The following is a 20,326-nucleotide window of genomic DNA, read 5'->3' on the forward strand; positions in this document are numbered from 1 at the left end:
CCTCTAATTTTTCAGATGCTCAGACGCTTTTGGCTGTTCTTCGCCCAAGCGGTGACCGTGCTGCTGGCGCTGATGTTCATCATTGCGACGCTCAAACCACAATGGCTGCAACGTCAAGGGCAGTTCGGCAAGCAACTGGCCGAGCCGATCGTCGCGTTGCGCGAGGTAGCACCCGGGATCGGCAACGGCGGCGCTGTGCAAAATTCCTATGCCGACGCGGCGCAAAAGGCAATGCCCGCCGTCGTCAACGTGTTCTCTAGCAAGGACGGATCGCTTCCGCCCGATCCGCGCGCCAAAGACCCTCTCTTTCGCTACTTCTTCGGCGACCGGAACCGCAAGCAGCAGGAGCAACCCGCAGCCAACCTGGGCTCGGGAGTTATCGTGAGTTCGGAAGGTTACATTCTAACGAACCAGCACGTCGTGGACGGCGCGGATCAGATCGAAATCGCGCTCGCTGACGGCCGCACGACGGACGCGAAGGTGATCGGCGTCGATCCCGAAACCGATCTCGCCGTGCTCAAGGTCAACATGACCAATCTGCCGACCATCACGCTCGGCCGCATGGACCAGACGCGCGTGGGCGACGTCGTGCTCGCGATCGGCAATCCGTTCGGCGTCGGGCAGACGGTCACGATGGGCATCGTCAGCGCGCTCGGCCGCAATCACCTCGGCATCAACACGTTCGAGAACTTCATCCAGACCGACGCGCCGATCAATCCCGGCAACTCGGGCGGCGCGCTCGTCGACGTGAACGGCAATCTGCTCGGCATCAATACGGCCATCTACTCGCGCTCGGGCGGCTCGCTCGGCATCGGTTTCGCCATTCCCGTGTCGACGGCGCGCAGCGTGCTGGAGAGCATCATTACGACGGGCACCGTAACGCGCGGCTGGATCGGCGTCGAACCGCAGGACGTGACGCCTGAGATCGCCGAATCGTTCGGGCTCGACCAGAAATCGGGCGCGATCGTTGCGGGCGTGCTGAAGGGCGGCCCCGCCGACAAGGCGGGCATCAAGCCCGGCGACATCCTGGTATCGGTCAACGGCCAGGACATCACCGACACGACGCGCCTGCTAAACGTCATCGCGCAGATCAAGCCCGGTACGGGCGCGAAAGTGCATCTGGTGCGAAAGAACAAGGAAATGGATCTGACGGTGATGATCGGCAAGCGCCCGCCGCCACCGAAGCAGCCGTCCGACGAAGGCGACGATCAGGGCGACGACGGCGGCTAGAGCCTGCTGAACCAAAACCACCAGCCGCGGCGATGTGACGCGCCTCACAAGCGCGAAACCGGCTGCAACGCAAAGAAAAAGGGCAGTCTCCGATGGAGCACTGCCCTTTTTGCTGTCCGCTGCTTTGTCGGCTTACTGTGTCAACTGCCACTCGGCCCGGGAGCCTTCGCCAGTATGACCGGCCGGGCCGTCAGCTCGCCGCCTTCTCTTCGTTCTCCGCGGTCACCGGCTTGCTTACGAAGAGGCGCGCCGCGATGATCCCCGCTTCGTAGAGCACGATCAGCGGAATCGCGAGAATCAGCTGCGAGAACACGTCCGGCGGCGTCACCACGGCCGATATGACGAACGCGCCGACGATCACATACGGCCGGATCTCCTTGAGCTTTTTCACCGTCAGCACGCCCATCCGCACGAGCAGCACGACGACGATCGGCACTTCGAACGTCACGCCGAAGGCAATGAACATCGTCAGCACGAAGCTCAGATAGTTGTCGATGTCCGTCGTCATTTCCGCGCCGAGCGGCGCGTTGTAATGCGCCATCACGCGAAAGATGGTCGGAAACACCACGAAGTACGCGAACGCCATGCCGCACAGAAACAGCGTGTAGCTGCTGCCGACGAGCGGCCCGACCAGCTTCTTCTCATGCTGATAGAGACCGGGCGCGACGAACGCCCAGATCTGATACAGCACGAACGGCAATGCGATCACGAAGGCGACGAGCATCGTCACTTTCATCGGCACGAAGAACGAGCCGGTGACGTCGGTGACGATCATCTTGCCGTCCTTCGGCAGATTGTTCATCAGCGGACGGGCAAGCAGCCGGAAGATGTCCGGCGCCCAATACACGAGCCCGACGAACACGACGATCACCGAAATGCCGGCGCGAATGATGCGGTCGCGCAGCTCGACGAGATGCGAGATGAAGGTCTCTTCAGCGCCTTCGTTCTGATTTTGGGGGTCGCTCACACCGGCCCTCGGTTGGAGATTGATGCGCGGGACATCGGAAGATCAGAAGAAACGTGTCGGCCGGCGCAGACTAACGGGCGTATGCCGTGCAACGCGCGCCGCCCCCGATTGGACACGCGTGCGCCGCAACGTGGCGCGTTTGTACCAGGTCGGCGCGGCTGTCTGCTTGACGCGCCAGTTCTTGCGTTTGGCTGCGGACGCGCTGTTGCTGTGCCAGGACGTGCCGTCCGACGCGGCGGACGAATCCGCCGTGGCCAACGCCTCGCTTTCCACCGCGCCGCCTGCAATGCTCGGCGACACCGACGTGCCCTGCGCCCACGCCTCGTTCAGTTCGGCTTCATGCTTGCGCAGATTCTCGTGAATCGTCGACTGGACGTTTTGCGCCGCCGATTCGAAGTCCGTCTTCATGCGGCGCAATTCGTCGAGTTCGATTTCGCGTGTGACTTCGGCCTTCACGTCATTGATATAGCGCTGCGCGCGGCCGAACAGCGCGCCGGCCGTGCGCGCGACGCGCGGCAGCCGCTCCGGCCCGAGCACGACCAGCGCGACAACGCCGATCAACGCCATCTTGGTCAAACCGAGGTCCAGCATGGATTGGGCTTCCCCTCAGTGCGCGCCTCGTCAGCGCGAGCGTGCGGCTTACGCCGGATTAGCGGGAATCGCCGGAATGCGGCGCCTTTTCCTTTGCGTCGACATCGACGGTATTCGAGCGCGACAGCTGGTCACGCTGCTGCGCCTCAGACGATTCGCTTTCCTTCATCCCTTCCTTGAAGCCCTTCACCGCGCCGCCCAGATCGCTGCCGATATTGCGCAGCTTCTTGGTGCCGAACACCAGTGCGACGATCAGCAGAACGATCAGCCAGTGCCAAATACTCAATGAACCCATGAAAAATCTCCTTAACCCCCGCCGTCGTGCCTGGCGACGGCAATCGTGTGCCTTGCGGCGTGAATCGAAGCGCGGCGTTCCGAATGCGCCCCGTGTGTAAAACCTGCCGACCAGGCGGAATTCGTGTCGGCGCCCGTTAGCCTGGACCCTCGCTCATTATGAGCATGTCTGCGGGTCGCTGTCGTTACATCCCTACATAGAACAGCGACTTCGGCTATGGGTTTCGCCATTGTGCGCAGTCAAAATGCCTGGGCGGCGAATTAATGCTGTCTGGGTCAGCGCCGAACGGGCGGCAGCACAAGCGCCCTGCGGCCGGCACGCGTTCAGCCCATCCGCAGCCACGGACGCGGCCCCGCCAGCAGATGGGCGTGCAGGTGGTAGACCTCCTGCCCGCCGCCCGGCCCCGTGTTGATGACCGTGCGGAAGCCCGTCTGGCCGCCCTTGTATGCGACGCCCAGCTGTTCGGCGAGACGCGCAACCAATATCAACATTTTACCAAGCAGAGCGGCATCGCCTTCGGTGCAATTCGACAGCGTTTCGATGTGCTTGCGCGGTATCACGAGCACATGCGTCTCCGCCGCGGGGCGGATGTCGCGGAACGCGACAAACTCGTCGTCCTCGTGGACTTTCGTCGACGGAATCTCGCCCGCGGCGATCTTGCAGAAAAGGCAGTTCGGATCGTGGCTCATGGTCTCGATGGACGCCAAACGCAGCGCGCAGCACTCGGCGAGTGTCAGAACCAGCTGCGCGGATTCGCCAGCGGCTTGTTGTCGTACAGGAACAGCCAGCCTTTGATGATACGGTACAACGTCCATATCGCGACAGCCCACAAGATGGGCACGCCGATCAGCACGATAAAGAGCGCGACGCCGATCAGATGCCCGATCAGCCCCATCCAGAACGTGCGGATCTGCCAGTCGAAGTGCGCTTCGTACGGCGTGCCGATTGTCTCCGGCCGCTTGATGTAGTTGAGGATGATCGCGATCAGCACCGAAATCCCGCCCGTCAGCCAATAGACGGCGTAGAGCGCGTAGATGATATGCGTCAGCGTGCGCAGGCTGCGCTGCCGGTCGATTTCGATTGCGCTCTGATACGACGGTGGCGGATATCCGCCCTGCGACTGTTCCATGTATGCGTCCTCCTCGAGGGTGCGACTGGATACTGTTGCTGTGCCGGTGCTGCGTCGCCTTGTCTCGCCGATCCTGAACCCGAGCCTGCTATTGCTTGAATCGGACGAGTTCAGTCGCCGTTGCGCTCGCGTTCGCGGCTCTTGCGCAAGGCCTTTTCCTCGATGCCCGACAGGCCTTCGCGGCGCTCCAGCTCGGCGAGCACGTCGGCGGGATTCAGGTCGAAGTGCGACAGCATCACGAGGCAGTGAAACCACAAGTCGGCGACTTCGCCGACGAGCGCCTTGCGTTCCGCGCCCAGACGCACGTCCTTCGCGGCGAGCACGACTTCCGTGGCCTCTTCGCCGATCTTCTTAAGCACCGCGTCGTCGCCTTTATGGAAGAGGCGCGACACGTACGAAACGTCGGGATCGCCACCCTTGCGGCTGTCGATGACGGCCGCGAGACGCTGAAGCGTGTCGCCCGTCGATTGCGAGTTTTGCGTCATTTGTAGATGTGTTCGGGGTCTTTCAGTACGGGATCGACGGCAACCCAGTTGCCGGAATCGGCCGAGCCTTCGAATTTCTGGAAAAAGCACGAGTGCCGGCCGGTATGGCACGCGATGCCCGATATCTGCTCGACCTTCAGCAGCACGACGTCTTCGTCGCAGTCTAGGCGCACTTCGCGCACATGCTGCACGTGGCCCGACTCTTCGCCCTTGAACCACAGGCGCTGCCGCGAGCGCGAAAAATAGACCGCGCGGCCCGTTTCGATCGTCTTCGACAGCGCTTCGCGGTTCATCCACGCGAACATCAGCACGTCGTTAGTCGACGCTTCCTGCGCGATCGCCGGCACGAGACCATTCGCGTCCCACTTCACCTTGTCGAGCCAGCTGACTTCAGACGGATTGACCACGTTACAACCTCACCGAAATGCCTTGATCGGCCATGAAGCGCTTGCACTCGCCGACCGTGTGCTCGCCATAGTGGAAGATGCTCGCGGCCAGCACGGCATCCGCGCGGCCTTGCTTGATGCCGTCGGCGAGATGCTGCAGCGAGCCGACGCCGCCCGACGCGATCACGGGGACGGGCACCGCGTCCGACACGGCGCGCGTCAGCGCAATGTCGAAGCCGCTCTTCGTGCCGTCGCGGTCCATGCTGGTCAGCAGGATTTCGCCAGCGCCGAATTCGGCCATCTTGCGCGCCCACTCCACTGCGTCGAGGCCCGTATTCTTGCGGCCGCCGTGCGTGAACACTTCCCAGCGCGGCGTCTCGCCGTCCGCCGACACGCGCTTCGCGTCGATCGCGACGACGATGCACTGCGAACCGTATTTGTCCGTCGCGTCGCGCACGAGCTGCGGATTCGCCACTGCCGACGAATTCATGCTGACCTTGTCGGCGCCCGCGTTCAAGAGGCGCCGCACGTCTTCGACGGCGCGCACGCCGCCGCCGACCGTCAGCGGAATGAACACCTGCGAGGCCACCGCTTCGATGATCGGCAGGATCAGGTCGCGCTGGTCAGACGTAGCCGTAATGTCGAGGAACGTGAGTTCGTCTGCGCCCTGCTCGTCGTAGCGGCGCGCGATTTCGACGGGATCGCCCGCGTCGCGCAGCTCGACGAAATTGACACCCTTGACCACGCGGCCAGCCGTGACGTCCAGACAGGGGATGATGCGTTTAGCTAAAGCCATGATCTTGCGAGTTCTTGCCAATACCGCTGGTGAGGGCGCTCATCCATTCGCGATTCGCAGGAGAGCGGAAAAAGTCCGACTTCGGGCCGGCACACGGGCCGCCGCGCAACGTGCGCTCACACATATCGGGCGTAGCCGTTTGCGCAAAACGCCCGACGCTCAGGCGTCATCCGATTCGCGCAAACGGTCCGCGCGCGTCTGCGCCGCGGCAAAGTCGAGGTCGCCCGAATAGATCGCGCGGCCGCAGATCACGCCTTCGATCCCTTCGGCTTCCACTTCGCACAGCGCTTCGATATCGCCCATGTTCGACAGGCCGCCGCTCGCGATCACAGGGATCTTCACCGCGCGCGCGAGGCGCACCGTCGCTTCGATGTTGATGCCCTGGAGCATGCCGTCGCGGCCGATGTCCGTGTAGATGATCGATTCGCAGCCGTAGTCCTCGAACTTGCGCGCGAGATCGGCTACTTCGTGACCCGTCAGCTTGCTCCAGCCGTCGGTGGCCACCTTGCCGTCCTTCGCGTCGAGGCCGACGATGATATGTCCGCCAAACGCCGTGCACGCTTCGAGCAGGAAGCCCGGATTCTTCACCGCCGCCGTGCCGATGATCACGTACTCGAGGCCGTCGTCCAGATAGCGCTCGATCGTGTTCAGATCGCGGATGCCGCCGCCGAGCTGCACGGGAATCTCGCCACCGACTTCCTCGATGATCGCTCTGATCGCGTCTTCGTTCTTCGGCTTGCCGGCAAACGCGCCATTCAGGTCGACGAGGTGCAGGCGCCGCGCGCCACGATCGACCCAATGCCGGGCCATCACCTGCGGTTCCTCGTGGAAAATCGTCGCCTGGTCCATATCGCCCTGTTTGAGGCGTACACACTGACCGTCTTTCAGGTCGATGGCGGGGATCAGCAGCATAGCAATCGGGTGGTATCTGGGAAGAAAGTTGAAGTTCGGCTGGCGGGAAATCCGGCTGTGGCCCGCGCCAGGCCGTTCCGCTAGTTTAGTACATGTCTTTCGGCGAGCTTGCCAACGGGCAGCGTATGCATATGCATCTGAGCAAGGCAGTCGGACCGGAAGGGAAACATGGACGGTTCAAGATGCTGACGACAGGGATCAGGGATTCCAGTGTACGAAGTTGCGATACACGCGCAAACCCGCGTCGGCGCTCTTTTCCGGATGGAATTGGGTCGCAAAAATGTTATCCCGCGCCACCGCCGAGGTAAAGGGCACGCCGTACACCGTCTCGCCCGACGTGTGCGACGCGTTCTCGGGCACGACGTAATAACTGTGCACGAAATAGAAGAACGCGTTGTCGGGGACGCCATCCCACAGCGGGTGCTGCACGACCTGACGGACGCGGTTCCAGCCCATTTGCGGCACCTTGAAGCGCGAGCCGTCGTCCTGCAGCTGGCCGTCCAGCTCGAAGCGCACGACCTTGCCCGGCAGCAGGCCGAGGCCCTTCGTGTCGCCTTCCGCGCTCCAGTCGAACAGCATCTGCTCGCCGACGCACACGCCCATCAGCGGCTTGGTACGCGACGCTTCGACGACGGCATCCTGCAAGCCGGATTCGCCGAGCGAGCGCATGCAGTCGGGCATCGCGCCCTGGCCCGGCAGCACCACTCGGTCTGCCGAACGGATGGCTTCAGGCTTGTCGACGATCGCCACGTCCGCTTCCGGCGCAGCTTTCTTCAACGCCTGCGCGACCGAGCGCAGGTTGCCCATTCCGTAATCTACAATCGCAATCGAAGTTTTCATTTCAAGTTAGGCAGCAACGCCTTCAATCCGTCGACGATGAACTCCACCGCCAGCGCCGACAACATCAAACCCATCAACCGCGTGCCGATATTGATGCCCGTCCGGCCGACCCAGCGGGCGATCGGTTCGGCAAGACTCAGCGACCCGAAACAGAGCGCCGCAATCACGGCACCGATGACGATCAGACTAACGCGGTCGTACCAATGATGAAAGCTGGCCGAATAGACAATGACCGTACTGATCGAGCCCGGGCCCGTCAGCAGCGGAATCGCGAGCGGCACGACGGCGACGTTGTCCTTCAGTTCGGCTTCGTGACGCTCTTCGGGCGTCGAGCGGGCATTGCCGATCTGCGCGTTCAGCATGTTGATCGACATCAGCAACATGATGATGCCGCCGCCAACTTCAAGCGATCCGACCGAAATGCCGAAGAAGCTGATGATCTGCTGCCCCAGCAGCGTCGTCACGGCGATTACGCAGAACACAGAAATCGATGCGATCCGGATCGTGCGGCGCTGCTCGGCGGCCGATTGCTGCGACGTCAGACTCAGAAAGAACGGTATCGCGCCGACGGGATTGATCAGCGCCAGCAGCGAAATAAACGACTTGAGGATATCCATCGCAAGCCGGACGCGCGCGGCGCGGCCGGTCCGGTTCTGTCGCTCAGAGGCTGCCCTTGGTCGACGGAATCTGCCCCGCCGCGCGTTCGTCCAGTTCGACGGCCATGCGCAGCGCGCGGCCGAACGCCTTGAACACCGTTTCCATCTGGTGATGCGCGTTCAGTCCGCGCAGGTTGTCGATATGCAGCGTCACGCCCGCATGATTCACGAAGCCGCGGAAAAACTCGATGGAAAGATCGACGTCGAACGTGCCGATGCGCGCGCGCGTGAACGGCACATGGAATTCGAGCCCCGGACGGCCGGAAAAGTCGATCACGACGCGCGACAGCGCTTCGTCCAGCGGCACGTACGAATGGCCGTAGCGGCGAATGCCCTTCTTGTCGCCGACCGCTTTCGCAATGGCCTGGCCCAGCGTGATGCCGACGTCTTCGACGGTATGGTGGTCGTCGATATGCGTATCGCCATGCGCTTCGATGTCCAGATCGATCAGCCCGTGACGGGCGATCTGGTCGAGCATGTGATCGAGGAACGGCACGCCCGTGGCCAGCTTCTGCTGACCGGTGCCGTCCAGGTTGATCTTCACACGGATCTGCGTTTCGCTGGTGTTGCGAACGACTTCCGCAAGGCGCATGGCAATTCCTCGAATCTGACTTTTGAAAGTATGGGGTTGAGAAGTGCTGAAGTGAGAGATCAGTTCAGCACGAGTTTCAGCGCCGCGAGCATTTGCGCGTTTTCTTCCGGAGAACCGACTGTCAAACGCACACAATTCGCGAGCAATGGATGCATTTTACTCACGTTTTTGATCAAAACCCGCGATGTGAGCAGGGTTTCGAAGGTCGCCGACGCGTCCGGCACGCGCACGAGCAGGAAATTGCCCGCGCTCGGGAACACTTCGGCGCCCGGCAACGCGGCCACGGCCTGCGCGAGCTTCGCGCGTTCGTCGCGCAGTTGCGTGGCCTGTGCGTCGAGCACTTCGATGTGATCGAGCAGGAAATCAGCCGTCGCCTGCGTCAGCACGTTGACGTTGTACGGCGGGCGCACCTTGTCGAACTCGTTGATCCATTCCGTGCGGCCCGCCATATAGCCGAGCCGGATGCCAGCCAGACCGAGCTTCGACACGGTGCGCATCACGACGACGTTGTCGAACTCGCCCGCGCGCGGCATCCAGCTGTGCTGCGCAAACGGCTGATACGCCTCGTCGATCACGACGAGGCTCTTGTTCGCCGCAGCGATGATGCGCTCCATATCGGCGGCGTCGTACAGCGTGCCCGTCGGGTTGTTCGGATACGCGAGATAAATGACGGCGGGCCGATGCTCGGCGATCGCGGCAAGCATCGCATCCGTGTCGAGCGTGAAATCGGCATTGAGCGGCACGCCGACGAACTCCATATGCGCAAGCTTCGCCGACAGCGCGTACATCACGAAGCCCGGCACAGGCGCGAGCACCTTTGCGCCCGGCGTCGAGCACGCGACGGAAATCATGCTGATCAATTCGTCCGAACCGTTGCCGAGCAGCACCTCGCAGTTCGCCGGCACGTTCATCACGCGCTTGAGCTTGTCGAGCAGCGCCTCTGGGCGCGGCGCGGGGTAGCGGTTCAGCGCGACGCCCGCCAGGTGCTCGCCGAGTTCCGCAGCGAGCGCTTCCGGCAGCAGAAACGGATTTTCCATCGCGTCGAGCTTCACGAGGCCCGTTGCGTCGGGAACGGGATAGCTCGTCATCGCGAGCACGTCGCGGCGAATGATGTCTTGAGGTGTCGTCATGGCGTTGAGCGCGGCCGCCCTCTCCGGCAGGCCAAAGCGCAAATGGGGCGGCTCGCCGGCCGCCCGGGTTGAGTTTTCTGTAGTTCTCTATCGATCTCGCAACGGCGTCTGCGTTGGATAGAGCACGCGTGATGCCCGTCCGACGCAGCAAACTCGCCGCCGGTTCAGCCCATGTTCTTCATCCGGTATTCGGCGCTGCGCGCATGCGCCTGCAGGCCTTCGCCGTATGCGAGTTCGGCGGCGATTTCACCGAGCGTCTGCGCGCCGTCCGCGCTCACTTCGATCAGGCTCGAACGCTTGAAGAAATCATAGACGCCGAGTGGCGACGAGAAACGTGCGGTACGAGACGTAGGCAGCACGTGGTTGGGCCCTGCGCAGTAGTCGCCGAGGCTTTCGCTCGTATAGCGGCCGAGGAAGATCGCGCCCGCGTGGCGAATCTGCCGCGCCCACTGCTGCGGCTCCAGCGCGGAAATTTCTAGGTGCTCCGGCGCGATGTCGTTGGCGATCGCGCAGGCTTGCTCCATGTCGCGCACCTTCACCAGCGCGCCGCGCCCTTCGAGCGAAGCCCGGATCACGTCGCGGCGCGGCATCGCCGGCAGCAGTTCGTCGATCGCCTCTTCGACGCGCGCGATGAAGCCGTCGTCCGGGCACAGCAAAATGGATTGCGCGAGCTCGTCGTGCTCGGCCTGCGAGAACAGGTCCATCGCGACCCAGCGCGGATCGGTCGTGCCGTCGCACAGCACGAGGATTTCCGACGGCCCCGCGATCATGTCGATACCGACCGTGCCGAACACGCGGCGCTTCGCCGACGCGACATACGCATTGCCCGGCCCGCAGATCTTGTCGACAGGGGGAATGGTCTGCGTACCATACGCGAGCGCGCCGACGGCCTGCGCGCCGCCGATCGTGAACACGCGATCGACGCCGCCCAAGAGCGCAGCAGCCAGCACGAGCGGGTTCTTCACGCCGTCCGGCGTCGGCACGACCATGACGATTTCGCGCACGCCGGCGACGCGCGCGGGAATCGCATTCATCAGCACCGACGACGGATACGCCGCCTTGCCGCCCGGCACATAGATGCCTGCGCGATCGAGCGGCGTCACCTTCTGGCCGAGCACGGTGCCGTCGGCTTCCGTGTACTGCCAGCTATGGCTGCCGCATTCGATCTTCTGCTTCTCGTGATACCCGCGCACGCGCGCCGCCGCCGCTTCGAGTGCCGCGCGGCGCTTCGGCTCGAGCCCTTCCAGTGCTGCTTCCAGTTCGGTCATCGGCAGTTCGAGCGCGGCCACATCCCGCGCGTTCAGGCGGTCGAAACGGTTCGTGTATTCGAGGACGGCGGCATCGCCGCGCGCCTTCACGTCGCCCAGGATCTGCGCGACCGAGCGCTCGATCGCTTCGTCTTCGCTCGCTTCGAACGCGAGCACCGCATGCAGCGACTTCTGGAAATCTTCAGTGCTGGAATCGAGTTTGCGAATCTTGATAGACATGCTGGTATCCGTTTCGGTAAGGCGCGCGAGTGAGCCGCGAATCGAGAGCTTTCGTCAGGCCGATGCGTCGGTGCGTTGCGACGCGCGTTCGAACGCGTCGAGGATCGGGGCCAGCACGGCTCGCTTGAGCTTCAGCGCCGCCTGGTTCACGACGAGGCGCGACGAGATCTGCATGATCTCTTCGACCTCGACTAGATTGTTGGCGCGCAGCGTGCCACCCGAGCTGACCAGGTCGACGATCGCGTCGGCGAGGCCGACCAGCGGCGCGAGTTCCATCGAGCCGTACAGCTTGATCAGATCGACGTGCACGCCCTTGGCCGCGAAGTGCTCGCGCGCGGTTTCCACATACTTCGTGGCGACGCGCACGCGCGCGCCCTGGCGCACCGCGTTCGCGTAGTCGAAGCCCGCCGCGACGGCCACCGACATCCGGCAGCGCGCGATGTCCAGATCGATTGGCTGATAGAGGCCGCTGCCGCCGTGCTCGATCAGCACGTCCTTGCCCGCGACGCCGAAATCGGCGGCGCCGTATTCGACGTACGTGGGCACGTCCGTCGCGCGCACGATGATCACGCGCAGGTTCGGATCGGTGGTCGGCAGAATCAGCTTGCGCGACGTTTCCGGGTCTTCCGTCACTTCGATGCCCGCAGCCGCGAGCAGCGGCACCGTTTCCTCGAAGATGCGGCCCTTCGACAGCGCGAGCGTCAGCGGCTTGCCCACTGCTGGCGACAACGACGTTTGCGGCAATTCGCTCATGCCTGATTACCCTTGATGCGGCGCACCTTCGCGCCGACTGCGGTGAGTTTCGATTCCATCCGGTCGTAGCCGCGATCGAGGTGGTAGATGCGGTCGATCAGCGTTTCGCCGTCCGCGCACAGGCCCGCGATCACGAGGCTCGCCGACGCGCGCAGGTCGGTCGCCATCACCTTCGCACCCGACAGTTTCTCGACGCCATTGACGAGCGCCGTATTGCCGTCGATCGTGATGTGCGCGCCGAGACGGTTCAGCTCCTGCACGTGCATGAAGCGGTTTTCGAAGATCGTCTCGACGACTTGCGACGTGCCGTCCGCCAGCGCGTTGAGCGCCATGAACTGCGCCTGCATGTCGGTCGGGAACGCCGGGTACTCGGACGTGCGGAACGACACGGCCTTCGGACGCTGGTTCATGCGCACGCGCATCCAGTCGTCGCCTTCCTCGATCGTGACGCCTGCGTCGCGCAGCTTGTCCGTCACAGCTTCGAGAATCTGCGGACGCACATGGCGCAATGTGACATCGCCGCCAGCTGCCGCGACCGCGCACAGGAACGTGCCCGCTTCGATGCGGTCCGGCACGACCGCGTGCTGCGCGCCGTGAAGCTTGTCGACGCCTTGAATGACAAGGCGGTCGGTGCCGATGCCGTCGATCTTCGCGCCCATCGCGACGAGCAGATTCGCCAGATCGCCGACTTCCGGCTCGCGCGCCGCGTTTTCGATGACCGTTTCGCCTTCCGCGAGAACCGCCGCCATCAGCAGGTTTTCAGTGCCCGTGACGGTGATCATATCGGTGATGATGCGCGCGCCCTTCAGACGCTTCGCGCGCGCTTCGATGAAGCCGTGCTCGATGTTGATCTCGGCGCCCATCGCCTGCAGCCCCTTGATGTGCTGGTCGACGGGACGCGCGCCGATCGCGCAGCCGCCCGGCAGCGACACCTTCGCCTCGCCGAAACGCGCGACGAGCGGACCGAGCACGAGTATCGACGCGCGCATCGTCTTCACGAGCTCGTACGGCGCGACGAGGTTGTCGACCTTCGACGCATCGAGCGACACCTTGCCGTCGCCGCTTTCCGCGCGCACGCCCATCTGGCCAAGCAGCTTCAGCGTGGTGCGCACGTCCTGCAGATCGGGCACGTTATCGAGGTGAACCGGCTCCGCGCTCAACAAGCCTGCGCAGAGAATCGGCAGCGCCGCGTTCTTCGCACCCGAAACGACGATCTCACCAGCGAGCTTCTGCCCGCCTTCAATCACGAGTTTGTCCATGCCTGTTTGTTCCTGATCTGCCCGTCCGCCAACAGGCGTCTTATGGGCGGTTGCTGCGGCACCGTGCGCGGCGTCGCGACTCTCTTTTGTAATTCGCACTTATGTTCCAGCTAAATTGCAGCTACATCCGAAGCTTATTGTGCAGCTTGTTGTTCCGCTCTTTCTTGCAGCCGGGTTATTGAGCGCTGTCCCCCGACAGACAGCTTTTTTCCGCCTTCGGTTACGCGCCTGGTGAGGCGCTTTGCCATTCGGCGGGCGTCAGCGTTTTCATGCTGAGCGCGTGGATTTCTTCGCGCATGCGGTCGCCGAGCGCCGCATACACGAGTTGATGCCGCTGAATCAGTCGCTTGCCTTCGAAGCTCGGCGACACGATGGTCGCGAAAAAATGCTGGCCGTCGCCTTCGACTTCGAGATGCTCGCAAGGAAGCGCAGCCGCGATGTAGTTCTTGACCTGTTCGGGAGTGGGTAGCATGAGTGCTCCTGTCAGTGACGCAGCTTATAGCCGGACGCGAGCATACGCATTGCCAGCACGGCCAGCACGACGAAGAAACCGCCGACGATCGCGAGGCTCCACAGCGGATCAATATCCGACATGCCGAAGAAGCCGTAGCGAAAGCCGTCGATCATGTAGAAAAACGGATTCAGCCTGGAGATTTCGCGCCACACAGGCGGCAGCGTATGCGTCGAGTAGAACACGCCCGAGAGGAACGTGAGCGGCATGATCAAAAAGTTCTGGAACGCGGCGAGCTGGTCGAACTTCTCCGCCCAGATGCCGGCGATCAGACCGAGCGTGCCGAGAATCGCCGAACCGAGCACCGCGAACGCGACGATGTAGAACGGCGCCGTGAAGCTCACAGGAATGAACCAGATCGTCACGATGAACACGCCGAAGCCGACGCACATTCCGCGCACGACGGCCGCAAGCACGTAGGCGGCGTACATCTCCCAGTGCGACAGCGGCGGCAGCAGCACGAACACGAGATTGCCCGTGATCTTCGATTGAATCAGCGACGACGAGCTGTTCGCGAACGCGTTCTGCAGCACGCTCATCATCACGAGGCCGGGCACGAGGAAACTCGTGTACAACACGCCCGGATAGACCTGCACATGGTCGCGCAGCGCGTGGCCGAAGATCGTCAGATACAGCAGCGCCGTAATGACAGGCGCGAGCACCGTCTGGAACGACACTTTCCAGAAGCGCAACAGCTCTTTGTAAAGCAGGGTACGGAAGCCGCTCATGCCAGTCCCTCGACCATTTCCGGTCCGTTCATCACCTGCAGGAACACGTCTTCGAGATCGGCCTTGCGCACTTCGATTTCCTCGAACGTACAGCCCGCGGCGCGGCATTGAGCGAGGATGCGCTCGACGTCGTCATAGCTCGACAGGCGCAGCAGATGCTGACGTCCGTTGACGGCGCCCGGATCGACTTCGAGCGAGCGCAGTTCGGCGGGCAGAACACCTTGTGCGAAGCGGACGAAAAGCTGTGTGCCCGCGAAACGCTGCAGCAGCGTGCTCGTGCGTTCCAGCGCGACGACTTCGCCACGCCGCAGCATCGCGATGCGGTCGCACAGCGACTCGGCTTCTTCCAGATAGTGCGTGGTCAGCACGATCGTGTGGCCTTCGCGGTTCAGGCGCGAGATGAATTTCCACAGTGTCTGGCGCAATTCGACGTCGACGCCCGCCGTCGGCTCGTCGAGCACGATCACGGGTGGCCGGTGCACGAGCGCCTGCGCGACCAGCACGCGGCGCTTCATCCCGCCCGAAAGCGCACGCATGTTCGCGTCGGCTTTTTCGGTGAGATCGAGATTGGCCATCACTTCGTCGATCCAGTCGTCGTTGTTGCGCAGGCCGAAGTAGCCGGACTGGAGGCGCAGCGTCTCGCGTACGGTGAAGAACGGGTCGAACACGAGTTCCTGCGGCACGACGCCGAGCGCGCGGCGCGCGAGGCGGAAATCGTCGACGACATCGTGACCGTGAACCGTGATGCTGCCTTCATCGGCGCGCGCGAGACCGGCGAGTATGCTGATGAGCGTGGTCTTGCCGGCGCCGTTCGGACCGAGCAGCCCGAAGAACTCGCCTTGCTCGACGGTGAAGCTGACGCCTTTGAGCGCTTGCAGATCCTTGTAGCGCTTCTTGACGTTACGAATTTCGATCGCTGACATGACTGTGCGCCGTCGACGTCGACAGCGCCTGATAGATCGCCCGCCAAGGGCGCGAAAGCTGGGGAAACGGAATTGGGGCCCGGTGCACGGCCACCGCCCGAGCAGCCGCGAGAGCCGCTACGAACCGACTGCCAACCGCTTCCGCAACGCAAACTGGAACGGCCAGGCGCCAAAAAACGTTTGATTATAGGGCAAAAGTCGCGTTGGCCGACTTGCCTTGAGAGAACGCGAGCCGGCGCGTGCAGTGTAAGGCGACGCGTGGCTCACCGACGTGTGAGCGTCAATGTCGTGCGGAAAGCAGAGTGTCGACGCCGTAGGCTTGCGCGAGACTGGACAGTCCCGCAGGCAGATTGACGATGGAAAGCGGCGTGCCGCGGGCGGTCGCCGCGCGCTGCCATGCGAGCAGCACGGCGAGCGCCGACGAATCGAACTGCGTGAGCGGCGCGCAATCGACAGCCGTCGCGCCGCCGCCGATGCGCGCAAGGCCCACCGCGAGCGCGGCTTTCGCGCTCACGTGGGTCAGCATGGCGCCTGTTTCGAACGTATTGACCGACGACGTCGTCACCGGCGCAGTCGAAAAGTTGTTCACGACTGTTTGCCGTTTGCGAGTTGCTGGTTGCGAGCCGTGAGGAACTGGATCAGGCCGTCGACGCCGTTCTTCTGGATCTGCTCGTTGAACTGCTGCTGGTACGCCTGGATCAGCCATGCACCGAGCACGTTCAGGTCATACACGCGCCAGCCTTGCGCCGTCTTGTACAGACGGTAGTCGAGCTCGACGGGCGAACCGTTGTTCATCACGACGGAGCGCACGACCACGTCGGTGTCGTCCGGGTTCGCGCGGAATGGCTTGTACTGGATCTCCTGGTCCTTCACCTGCGCGAGCGCGCCCGAGTAGGTGCGGATCAGCAACGTCTTGAACTGCTCGACGACGGCGCTCTGCTGCTCCGGCGTCGCGGTACGCCAGTTGCGGCCCATCGCCAGCTGCGTCGTGCGGCGGAAGTCCGTGTACGGGAGGATCTTTTCGTTCACGAGTTTCGTGACGGCAGAGATGTTCCCGGTCTGGATCGTCTTGTCCGCGCGCACTGCGTCGATCACCTGCTGCGTGACCGTCTTGACCATCGCGTCGGGATTGCTCGTATCCACAGTTTGTGCGGACGCAGCGCCGCCGAACGCAAAGAGAGCTGCAAAAAACGGGATAAAGAAGAAGAATTTTTTCATTTCCAGTCCTGCGAAAAAAATAAGCTTAACGTTGGAGGCGACAATACCACGCGAGTTCAGCCGCGATCCACGTGCAAACTGCGAGAGTCGTATCCGAGTGTTACGGTAGCCCAACAGGCGACTCTCAATCATCTGACATTAGCGCAGCTTCAGCGACGGATAGCCGAAATGCGCGGGCGGCACGATCTGGCCGCCGGGAACGGTCGGCGGCACGTCGGCGGGAGGCGTCGTCGGCTGCGCGCCCGATGCCGGCTCGGTGCCGCCCGCCGTCGCGCCCGAAGCCGCTTGCGGCGCGGACGCGGGCGCAGCGGGCTTCGCGGACAGTCCAGCGCCGGGCGCAGCGCCAGCCGCCGGCGCTGCCGCCGCGGCGCCGCCCTCGACGTCTTCGTACTTCGGCGGCGGCGCTTCGTTGCCGTAGTCCGGCAGGCCCGTCGCAGCGCTCCCATCCGACAGCAGATAACGGCGGCGCTGCAGGTACGCGTTACGCACGAACGAGTATTTGTCGAGCGCCGCGCCTTCGAGCACGTCGCTCGCGCCCAGCAGGTTCGCGCGCACGTTGACGAGATTCAGGCCGTAGAGCGCCCAGCTCACGCTGTCGGGCTTCACGTACGTCAGCGGGTTGATGAAGTAGTTGCCCACCATGCCGACGCCGTCACGCACCGTGCTCGGCCCGAACAGCGGCAGCACGAGATACGGACCCGACGGCACGCCGTAATGACCGAGCGTCAGGCCGAAGTCGTTGTCGTGCTTCGGCAGCTTCGCAATCGTCGCGACGTCGAACAGGCCGCCGACACCGAACACCGTGTTGATCACGATCCGCATGATGTCCGACACACCATCGGCGATCTTCAACTGCAACAGGTTGTTCGCGGCGATGTACACGTCGCCGATGTTCGAGAAGAAGTTCGTCACGCTATCGCGCACCGGTTGCGGCGTCACGAACACGTAGCCCTTCGCGACAGGCTTCACGGCGTACCGATCGACCGTGTCGTTGAAGGTGAAGATCGTGCGGTTGAAACCTTCGAGCGGATCTTCCTTCGTCGGATTCTGAACGGTTGCGCAACCTGCAAGCATTGTCGCGGCGAGCGCGAGCGCCGCGACACGTCGGCGTGTCGTCTTCATTTCTTGTTCTCCTTATTGACCGGACGCGCCCGAAGCAGCCGGAGCCGCGGGAGCCGGCGCTCCGGGTGCGGGCGCCGCAGCAGACGCACCAGGTTTGGCAGCCCCCGAATCCGCCGCCTTGCTATAGAGGAACTGCCCGATCAGATTCTCCAGGACGATGGCTGACTGGGTCATCGTGATCGTGTCGCCGGCCTTCAGCATTTCGCTGTCGCCGCCCGGCTCGAGACCGATGTACTGCTCACCCAGCAAGCCCGCCGTCAGAATCTTCGCGGACGTGTCCTTCGGAAACTGATATTGCTTGTCGATATCGAGCGTCACGAGCGCCTGATACGAGTTGGTGTCGAAGCCGATCGACGCCACGCGGCCCACCGTCACGCCCGCGCTCTTGACGGGCGCGCGCGGCTTGAGTCCACCGATATTGTCGAATTTCAGCTTGACGGGATACGTCGCCTGAAACGACAGCGAGCTCATGTTGCCGGCTTTCAGCGCGAGGAACAGCAGCGCGATGAACCCCAGCACCACGAACAGACCGACCCAGAAATCGAGAGCAGTTTTTTTCATCGTCATCCCAAAGAGAATCTGTCGCAGCGGCGTGACACCCGTGCGGCGCAGCTGGATCTGCGCGCCGCATCGCGGTTCACACCGCGCAAGTCTTGGCTGAATACCGCCTAGCTGAACATCAGAGCGGTCAGCAGGAAATCGAGACCGAGCACCGCGAGCGACGCATAGACGACTGTCTTCGTCGTCGCGCGCGACACGCCTTCCGGCGTGGCTTTCGCTTCGTAGCCCTGGTAGAGGGCGATGAACGTCACCGCGAAGCCGAACACGATGCTTTTGATCACGCCGTTGCCGACGTCGCGATATGCATCGACGCCGCTTTGCATCTGCGACCAGAACGAGCCCGCATCGACGCCGATCATCAGCACGCCCACGACATAGCCGCCCAGCACGCCGACGGCGCTGAAGATCGCGGCGAGTACCGGCATCGCGATGATGCCCGCCCACATGCGCGGCGCCACGACCACCTTGAGCGGATCGACAGCCATCATTTCCATTGCCGTCAGTTGCTCGCCCGCCTTCATCAGGCCGATTTCAGCCGTCAGCGACGTGCCCGCACGCCCGGCGAACAGCAGCGCCGTCACGACGGGCCCGAGTTCGCGCACGAGCGACAGGGCGACCAGCAAGCCCAGCGCCTGCTCGGAACCATAGCGGTTGAGCGTGTAGTAGCCCTGCAGCCCCAGCACGAAGCCCACGAACAGCCCCGACACCGCGATGATCACCAGCGAATAGTTACCGACGAAGTGGACCTGCTTCGTGACAAGACGCGGACGGCGCAGCAGCGGGAAAAATTCCAACACGAGGCGCACGAACATGCGGGTCGCATAACCCGTCTGGCCGAGGCCGCAGATGACGGTACGACCGATGGTGCTGATCATGCGCGGCCTCCGCCGATGCCGAAATCCGCCGCGAGTGGCGTGCTGCTCGGGTAGTGAAATTTGAACGGACCGTCGGGCGCGCCGTCGATGAACTGGCGCACGGTCGGATCGGTCGACTCGCGCAGCTCGGCGGGCGTGCCTTCGGCGAGGACGCCGCCGTTCGCGAGGAAGTAGACGTAATCGGCGATCGCGAACGATTCGGGCACGTCGTGCGTGACGAGGATGGACGTGGCGCCGAGCGCCTGATTCAGCGCGCGGATCAGGTTCGCCGTAATGCCGAGCGAGATAGGGTCGAGACCGGCGAACGGCTCGTCGTACATCATCAGTTCGGGATCGAGCGCGATCGCGCGTGCGAGCGCGACGCGGCGCGCCATGCCGCCCGAAATCTCCGACGGCGCGAGATCGCGCGCGCCGCGCAGACCGACCGCGTTCAGCTTCATCAGCACGAGGTCACGGATCAGTTCTTCGGGGAGGTCGGTGTGCTCGCGCAGCGCGAAGGCGACGTTCTCGAACACCGACATGTCGGTGAAGAGCGCGCCGAACTGGAACAGCATGCCCATCTTGCGGCGCAGCGCATACAGGCCGTCGCGTGTCTGCGCGCCGAGGTCCTGTCCGTGGAACAGCACCTGGCCGCGCTTCGCTCGCACGAGGCCGCCGATCAGCCGCAGCACGGTGGTCTTCCCGCACCCCGATCCGCCCATGACCGCGACCACCTGGCCGCGTTTGAAGCGCAGATTCAGGTTCGACAGGACGAGGCGCTCGCCATAGCCGAAGTCGACGTCGCGCAGCTCGAGAAGTGTCTCGGAAGAGGATGGCACGTAACGGACAGTCCTTTTACACGGAAGGCCGAATTATAGGGCCTTCGTGCAAACCCTGCCTT

General features: G+C 63.3%; 26 protein-coding genes. 1 reads left to right on the forward strand and 25 read right to left on the reverse strand.

Annotation, left to right across the window (positions count from 1 at the left end; genetic code table 11):
• Positions 1-15: 15 nt before the first annotated feature.
• On the forward strand, positions 16-1,230 hold the full coding sequence (locus GCT13_RS30990) for a Do family serine endopeptidase (protein ID WP_152764645.1): 1,215 nt from the start codon (positions 16-18) through the stop codon (positions 1,228-1,230).
• Positions 1,231-1,420: 190 nt separating this feature from the next.
• Here GCT13_RS30990 and tatC read toward each other — a convergent pair whose 3' ends face one another.
• From tatC to GCT13_RS31115, 25 genes are all read right to left on the reverse strand, one after another.
• The gene (gene tatC / locus GCT13_RS30995) at positions 1,421-2,197 is read right to left on the reverse strand and encodes a twin-arginine translocase subunit TatC (RefSeq protein ID WP_321574738.1); all 777 of its coding nucleotides are present in this window, start codon (positions 2,195-2,197) and stop codon (positions 1,421-1,423) included.
• Between the two features lie 42 nt (positions 2,198-2,239).
• Positions 2,240-2,788, reverse strand: coding sequence for a Sec-independent protein translocase protein TatB (tatB, locus tag GCT13_RS31000; RefSeq protein WP_152764647.1), 549 nt, complete (start codon positions 2,786-2,788; stop codon positions 2,240-2,242).
• Between the two features lie 58 nt (positions 2,789-2,846).
• On the reverse strand, positions 2,847-3,083 hold the full coding sequence (tatA, locus tag GCT13_RS31005; RefSeq protein ID WP_152764649.1) for a Sec-independent protein translocase subunit TatA: 237 nt from the start codon (positions 3,081-3,083) through the stop codon (positions 2,847-2,849).
• 323 nt (positions 3,084-3,406) lie between these two features.
• A complete protein-coding gene (locus tag GCT13_RS31010; RefSeq protein ID WP_152764651.1) occupies positions 3,407-3,772 on the reverse strand; it encodes a histidine triad nucleotide-binding protein in 366 nt (121 codons plus the stop codon).
• 44 nt (positions 3,773-3,816) lie between these two features.
• A complete protein-coding gene (locus tag GCT13_RS31015) occupies positions 3,817-4,212 on the reverse strand; it encodes a DUF4870 family protein (protein WP_152764653.1) in 396 nt (131 codons plus the stop codon).
• 110 nt (positions 4,213-4,322) lie between these two features.
• The gene (locus tag GCT13_RS31020; RefSeq protein ID WP_152764655.1) at positions 4,323-4,697 is read right to left on the reverse strand and encodes a phosphoribosyl-ATP diphosphatase; all 375 of its coding nucleotides are present in this window, start codon (positions 4,695-4,697) and stop codon (positions 4,323-4,325) included.
• Complete coding sequence (gene hisI / locus GCT13_RS31025; protein WP_087736364.1) at positions 4,694-5,104, reverse strand: phosphoribosyl-AMP cyclohydrolase; 411 nt, start codon at positions 5,102-5,104, stop codon at positions 4,694-4,696. The genes GCT13_RS31020 and hisI overlap by 4 nt, the downstream gene beginning before the upstream one ends.
• Before the next feature lies 1 nt (position 5,105).
• Positions 5,106-5,879 (reverse strand): imidazole glycerol phosphate synthase subunit HisF, encoded by a 774-nt coding sequence (gene hisF / locus GCT13_RS31030; protein WP_152764657.1) that lies wholly within the window; start codon positions 5,877-5,879, stop codon positions 5,106-5,108.
• A gap of 159 nt (positions 5,880-6,038) precedes the next feature.
• A complete protein-coding gene (gene hisA, locus GCT13_RS31035; RefSeq protein ID WP_087736366.1) occupies positions 6,039-6,791 on the reverse strand; it encodes a 1-(5-phosphoribosyl)-5-[(5-phosphoribosylamino)methylideneamino]imidazole-4-carboxamide isomerase in 753 nt (250 codons plus the stop codon).
• A 198-nt stretch (positions 6,792-6,989) separates the two neighbouring features.
• Positions 6,990-7,631 (reverse strand): imidazole glycerol phosphate synthase subunit HisH, encoded by a 642-nt coding sequence (hisH, locus tag GCT13_RS31040; RefSeq protein WP_152764659.1) that lies wholly within the window; start codon positions 7,629-7,631, stop codon positions 6,990-6,992.
• Positions 7,628-8,248: a MarC family protein gene (locus GCT13_RS31045; RefSeq protein ID WP_152764661.1), complete on the reverse strand. Its 621-nt coding sequence runs from the start codon at positions 8,246-8,248 to the stop codon at positions 7,628-7,630. The genes hisH and GCT13_RS31045 overlap by 4 nt, the downstream gene beginning before the upstream one ends.
• A 43-nt stretch (positions 8,249-8,291) precedes the next feature.
• Positions 8,292-8,879 carry an imidazoleglycerol-phosphate dehydratase HisB gene (gene hisB / locus GCT13_RS31050; protein WP_152764663.1) on the reverse strand — a complete coding sequence of 196 codons (588 nt, stop codon included), beginning with the start codon at positions 8,877-8,879 and terminating at the stop codon, positions 8,292-8,294.
• Positions 8,880-8,938: 59 nt separating this feature from the next.
• A complete protein-coding gene (hisC, locus tag GCT13_RS31055) occupies positions 8,939-10,009 on the reverse strand; it encodes a histidinol-phosphate transaminase (RefSeq protein WP_152764665.1) in 1,071 nt (356 codons plus the stop codon).
• A gap of 164 nt (positions 10,010-10,173) precedes the next feature.
• Positions 10,174-11,496 (reverse strand): histidinol dehydrogenase, encoded by a 1,323-nt coding sequence (hisD, locus tag GCT13_RS31060; RefSeq protein ID WP_152764670.1) that lies wholly within the window; start codon positions 11,494-11,496, stop codon positions 10,174-10,176.
• 54 nt (positions 11,497-11,550) lie between these two features.
• Positions 11,551-12,249, reverse strand: a complete 699-nt coding sequence (hisG, locus tag GCT13_RS31065) for an ATP phosphoribosyltransferase (RefSeq protein ID WP_152764672.1) — start codon at positions 12,247-12,249, stop codon at positions 11,551-11,553.
• Positions 12,246-13,508, reverse strand: coding sequence for a UDP-N-acetylglucosamine 1-carboxyvinyltransferase (gene murA / locus GCT13_RS31070; protein WP_152764674.1), 1,263 nt, complete (start codon positions 13,506-13,508; stop codon positions 12,246-12,248). The genes hisG and murA overlap by 4 nt, the downstream gene beginning before the upstream one ends.
• Before the next feature lie 220 nt (positions 13,509-13,728).
• Positions 13,729-13,980, reverse strand: coding sequence for a BolA family protein (locus GCT13_RS31075; protein WP_152764676.1), 252 nt, complete (start codon positions 13,978-13,980; stop codon positions 13,729-13,731).
• Between the two features lie 11 nt (positions 13,981-13,991).
• On the reverse strand, positions 13,992-14,747 hold the full coding sequence (locus GCT13_RS31080) for an ABC transporter permease (RefSeq protein ID WP_087736374.1): 756 nt from the start codon (positions 14,745-14,747) through the stop codon (positions 13,992-13,994).
• On the reverse strand, positions 14,744-15,670 hold the full coding sequence (locus GCT13_RS31085) for an ABC transporter ATP-binding protein (RefSeq protein ID WP_152764678.1): 927 nt from the start codon (positions 15,668-15,670) through the stop codon (positions 14,744-14,746). The genes GCT13_RS31080 and GCT13_RS31085 overlap by 4 nt, the downstream gene beginning before the upstream one ends.
• Before the next feature lie 280 nt (positions 15,671-15,950).
• Positions 15,951-16,196: an STAS domain-containing protein gene (locus GCT13_RS31090; protein ID WP_227747099.1), complete on the reverse strand. Its 246-nt coding sequence runs from the start codon at positions 16,194-16,196 to the stop codon at positions 15,951-15,953.
• A 59-nt stretch (positions 16,197-16,255) separates the two neighbouring features.
• Positions 16,256-16,888 (reverse strand): MlaC/ttg2D family ABC transporter substrate-binding protein, encoded by a 633-nt coding sequence (locus GCT13_RS31095; protein ID WP_152764682.1) that lies wholly within the window; start codon positions 16,886-16,888, stop codon positions 16,256-16,258.
• A gap of 138 nt (positions 16,889-17,026) precedes the next feature.
• Positions 17,027-18,010 (reverse strand): MlaA family lipoprotein, encoded by a 984-nt coding sequence (locus GCT13_RS31100; protein WP_152764684.1) that lies wholly within the window; start codon positions 18,008-18,010, stop codon positions 17,027-17,029.
• Positions 18,011-18,022: 12 nt separating this feature from the next.
• Complete coding sequence (gene mlaD, locus GCT13_RS31105) at positions 18,023-18,571, reverse strand: outer membrane lipid asymmetry maintenance protein MlaD (protein ID WP_152764686.1); 549 nt, start codon at positions 18,569-18,571, stop codon at positions 18,023-18,025.
• A gap of 107 nt (positions 18,572-18,678) precedes the next feature.
• Positions 18,679-19,446, reverse strand: a complete 768-nt coding sequence (gene mlaE, locus GCT13_RS31110) for a lipid asymmetry maintenance ABC transporter permease subunit MlaE (RefSeq protein WP_152764688.1) — start codon at positions 19,444-19,446, stop codon at positions 18,679-18,681.
• Positions 19,443-20,264 carry an ABC transporter ATP-binding protein gene (locus GCT13_RS31115; RefSeq protein WP_321574739.1) on the reverse strand — a complete coding sequence of 274 codons (822 nt, stop codon included), beginning with the start codon at positions 20,262-20,264 and terminating at the stop codon, positions 19,443-19,445. The genes mlaE and GCT13_RS31115 overlap by 4 nt, the downstream gene beginning before the upstream one ends.
• Positions 20,265-20,326: the final 62 nt, after the last annotated feature.

It is taken from the genome of Paraburkholderia franconis, from assembly GCF_009362735.1.
GTDB lineage: Bacteria > Pseudomonadota > Gammaproteobacteria > Burkholderiales > Burkholderiaceae > Paraburkholderia > Paraburkholderia franconis.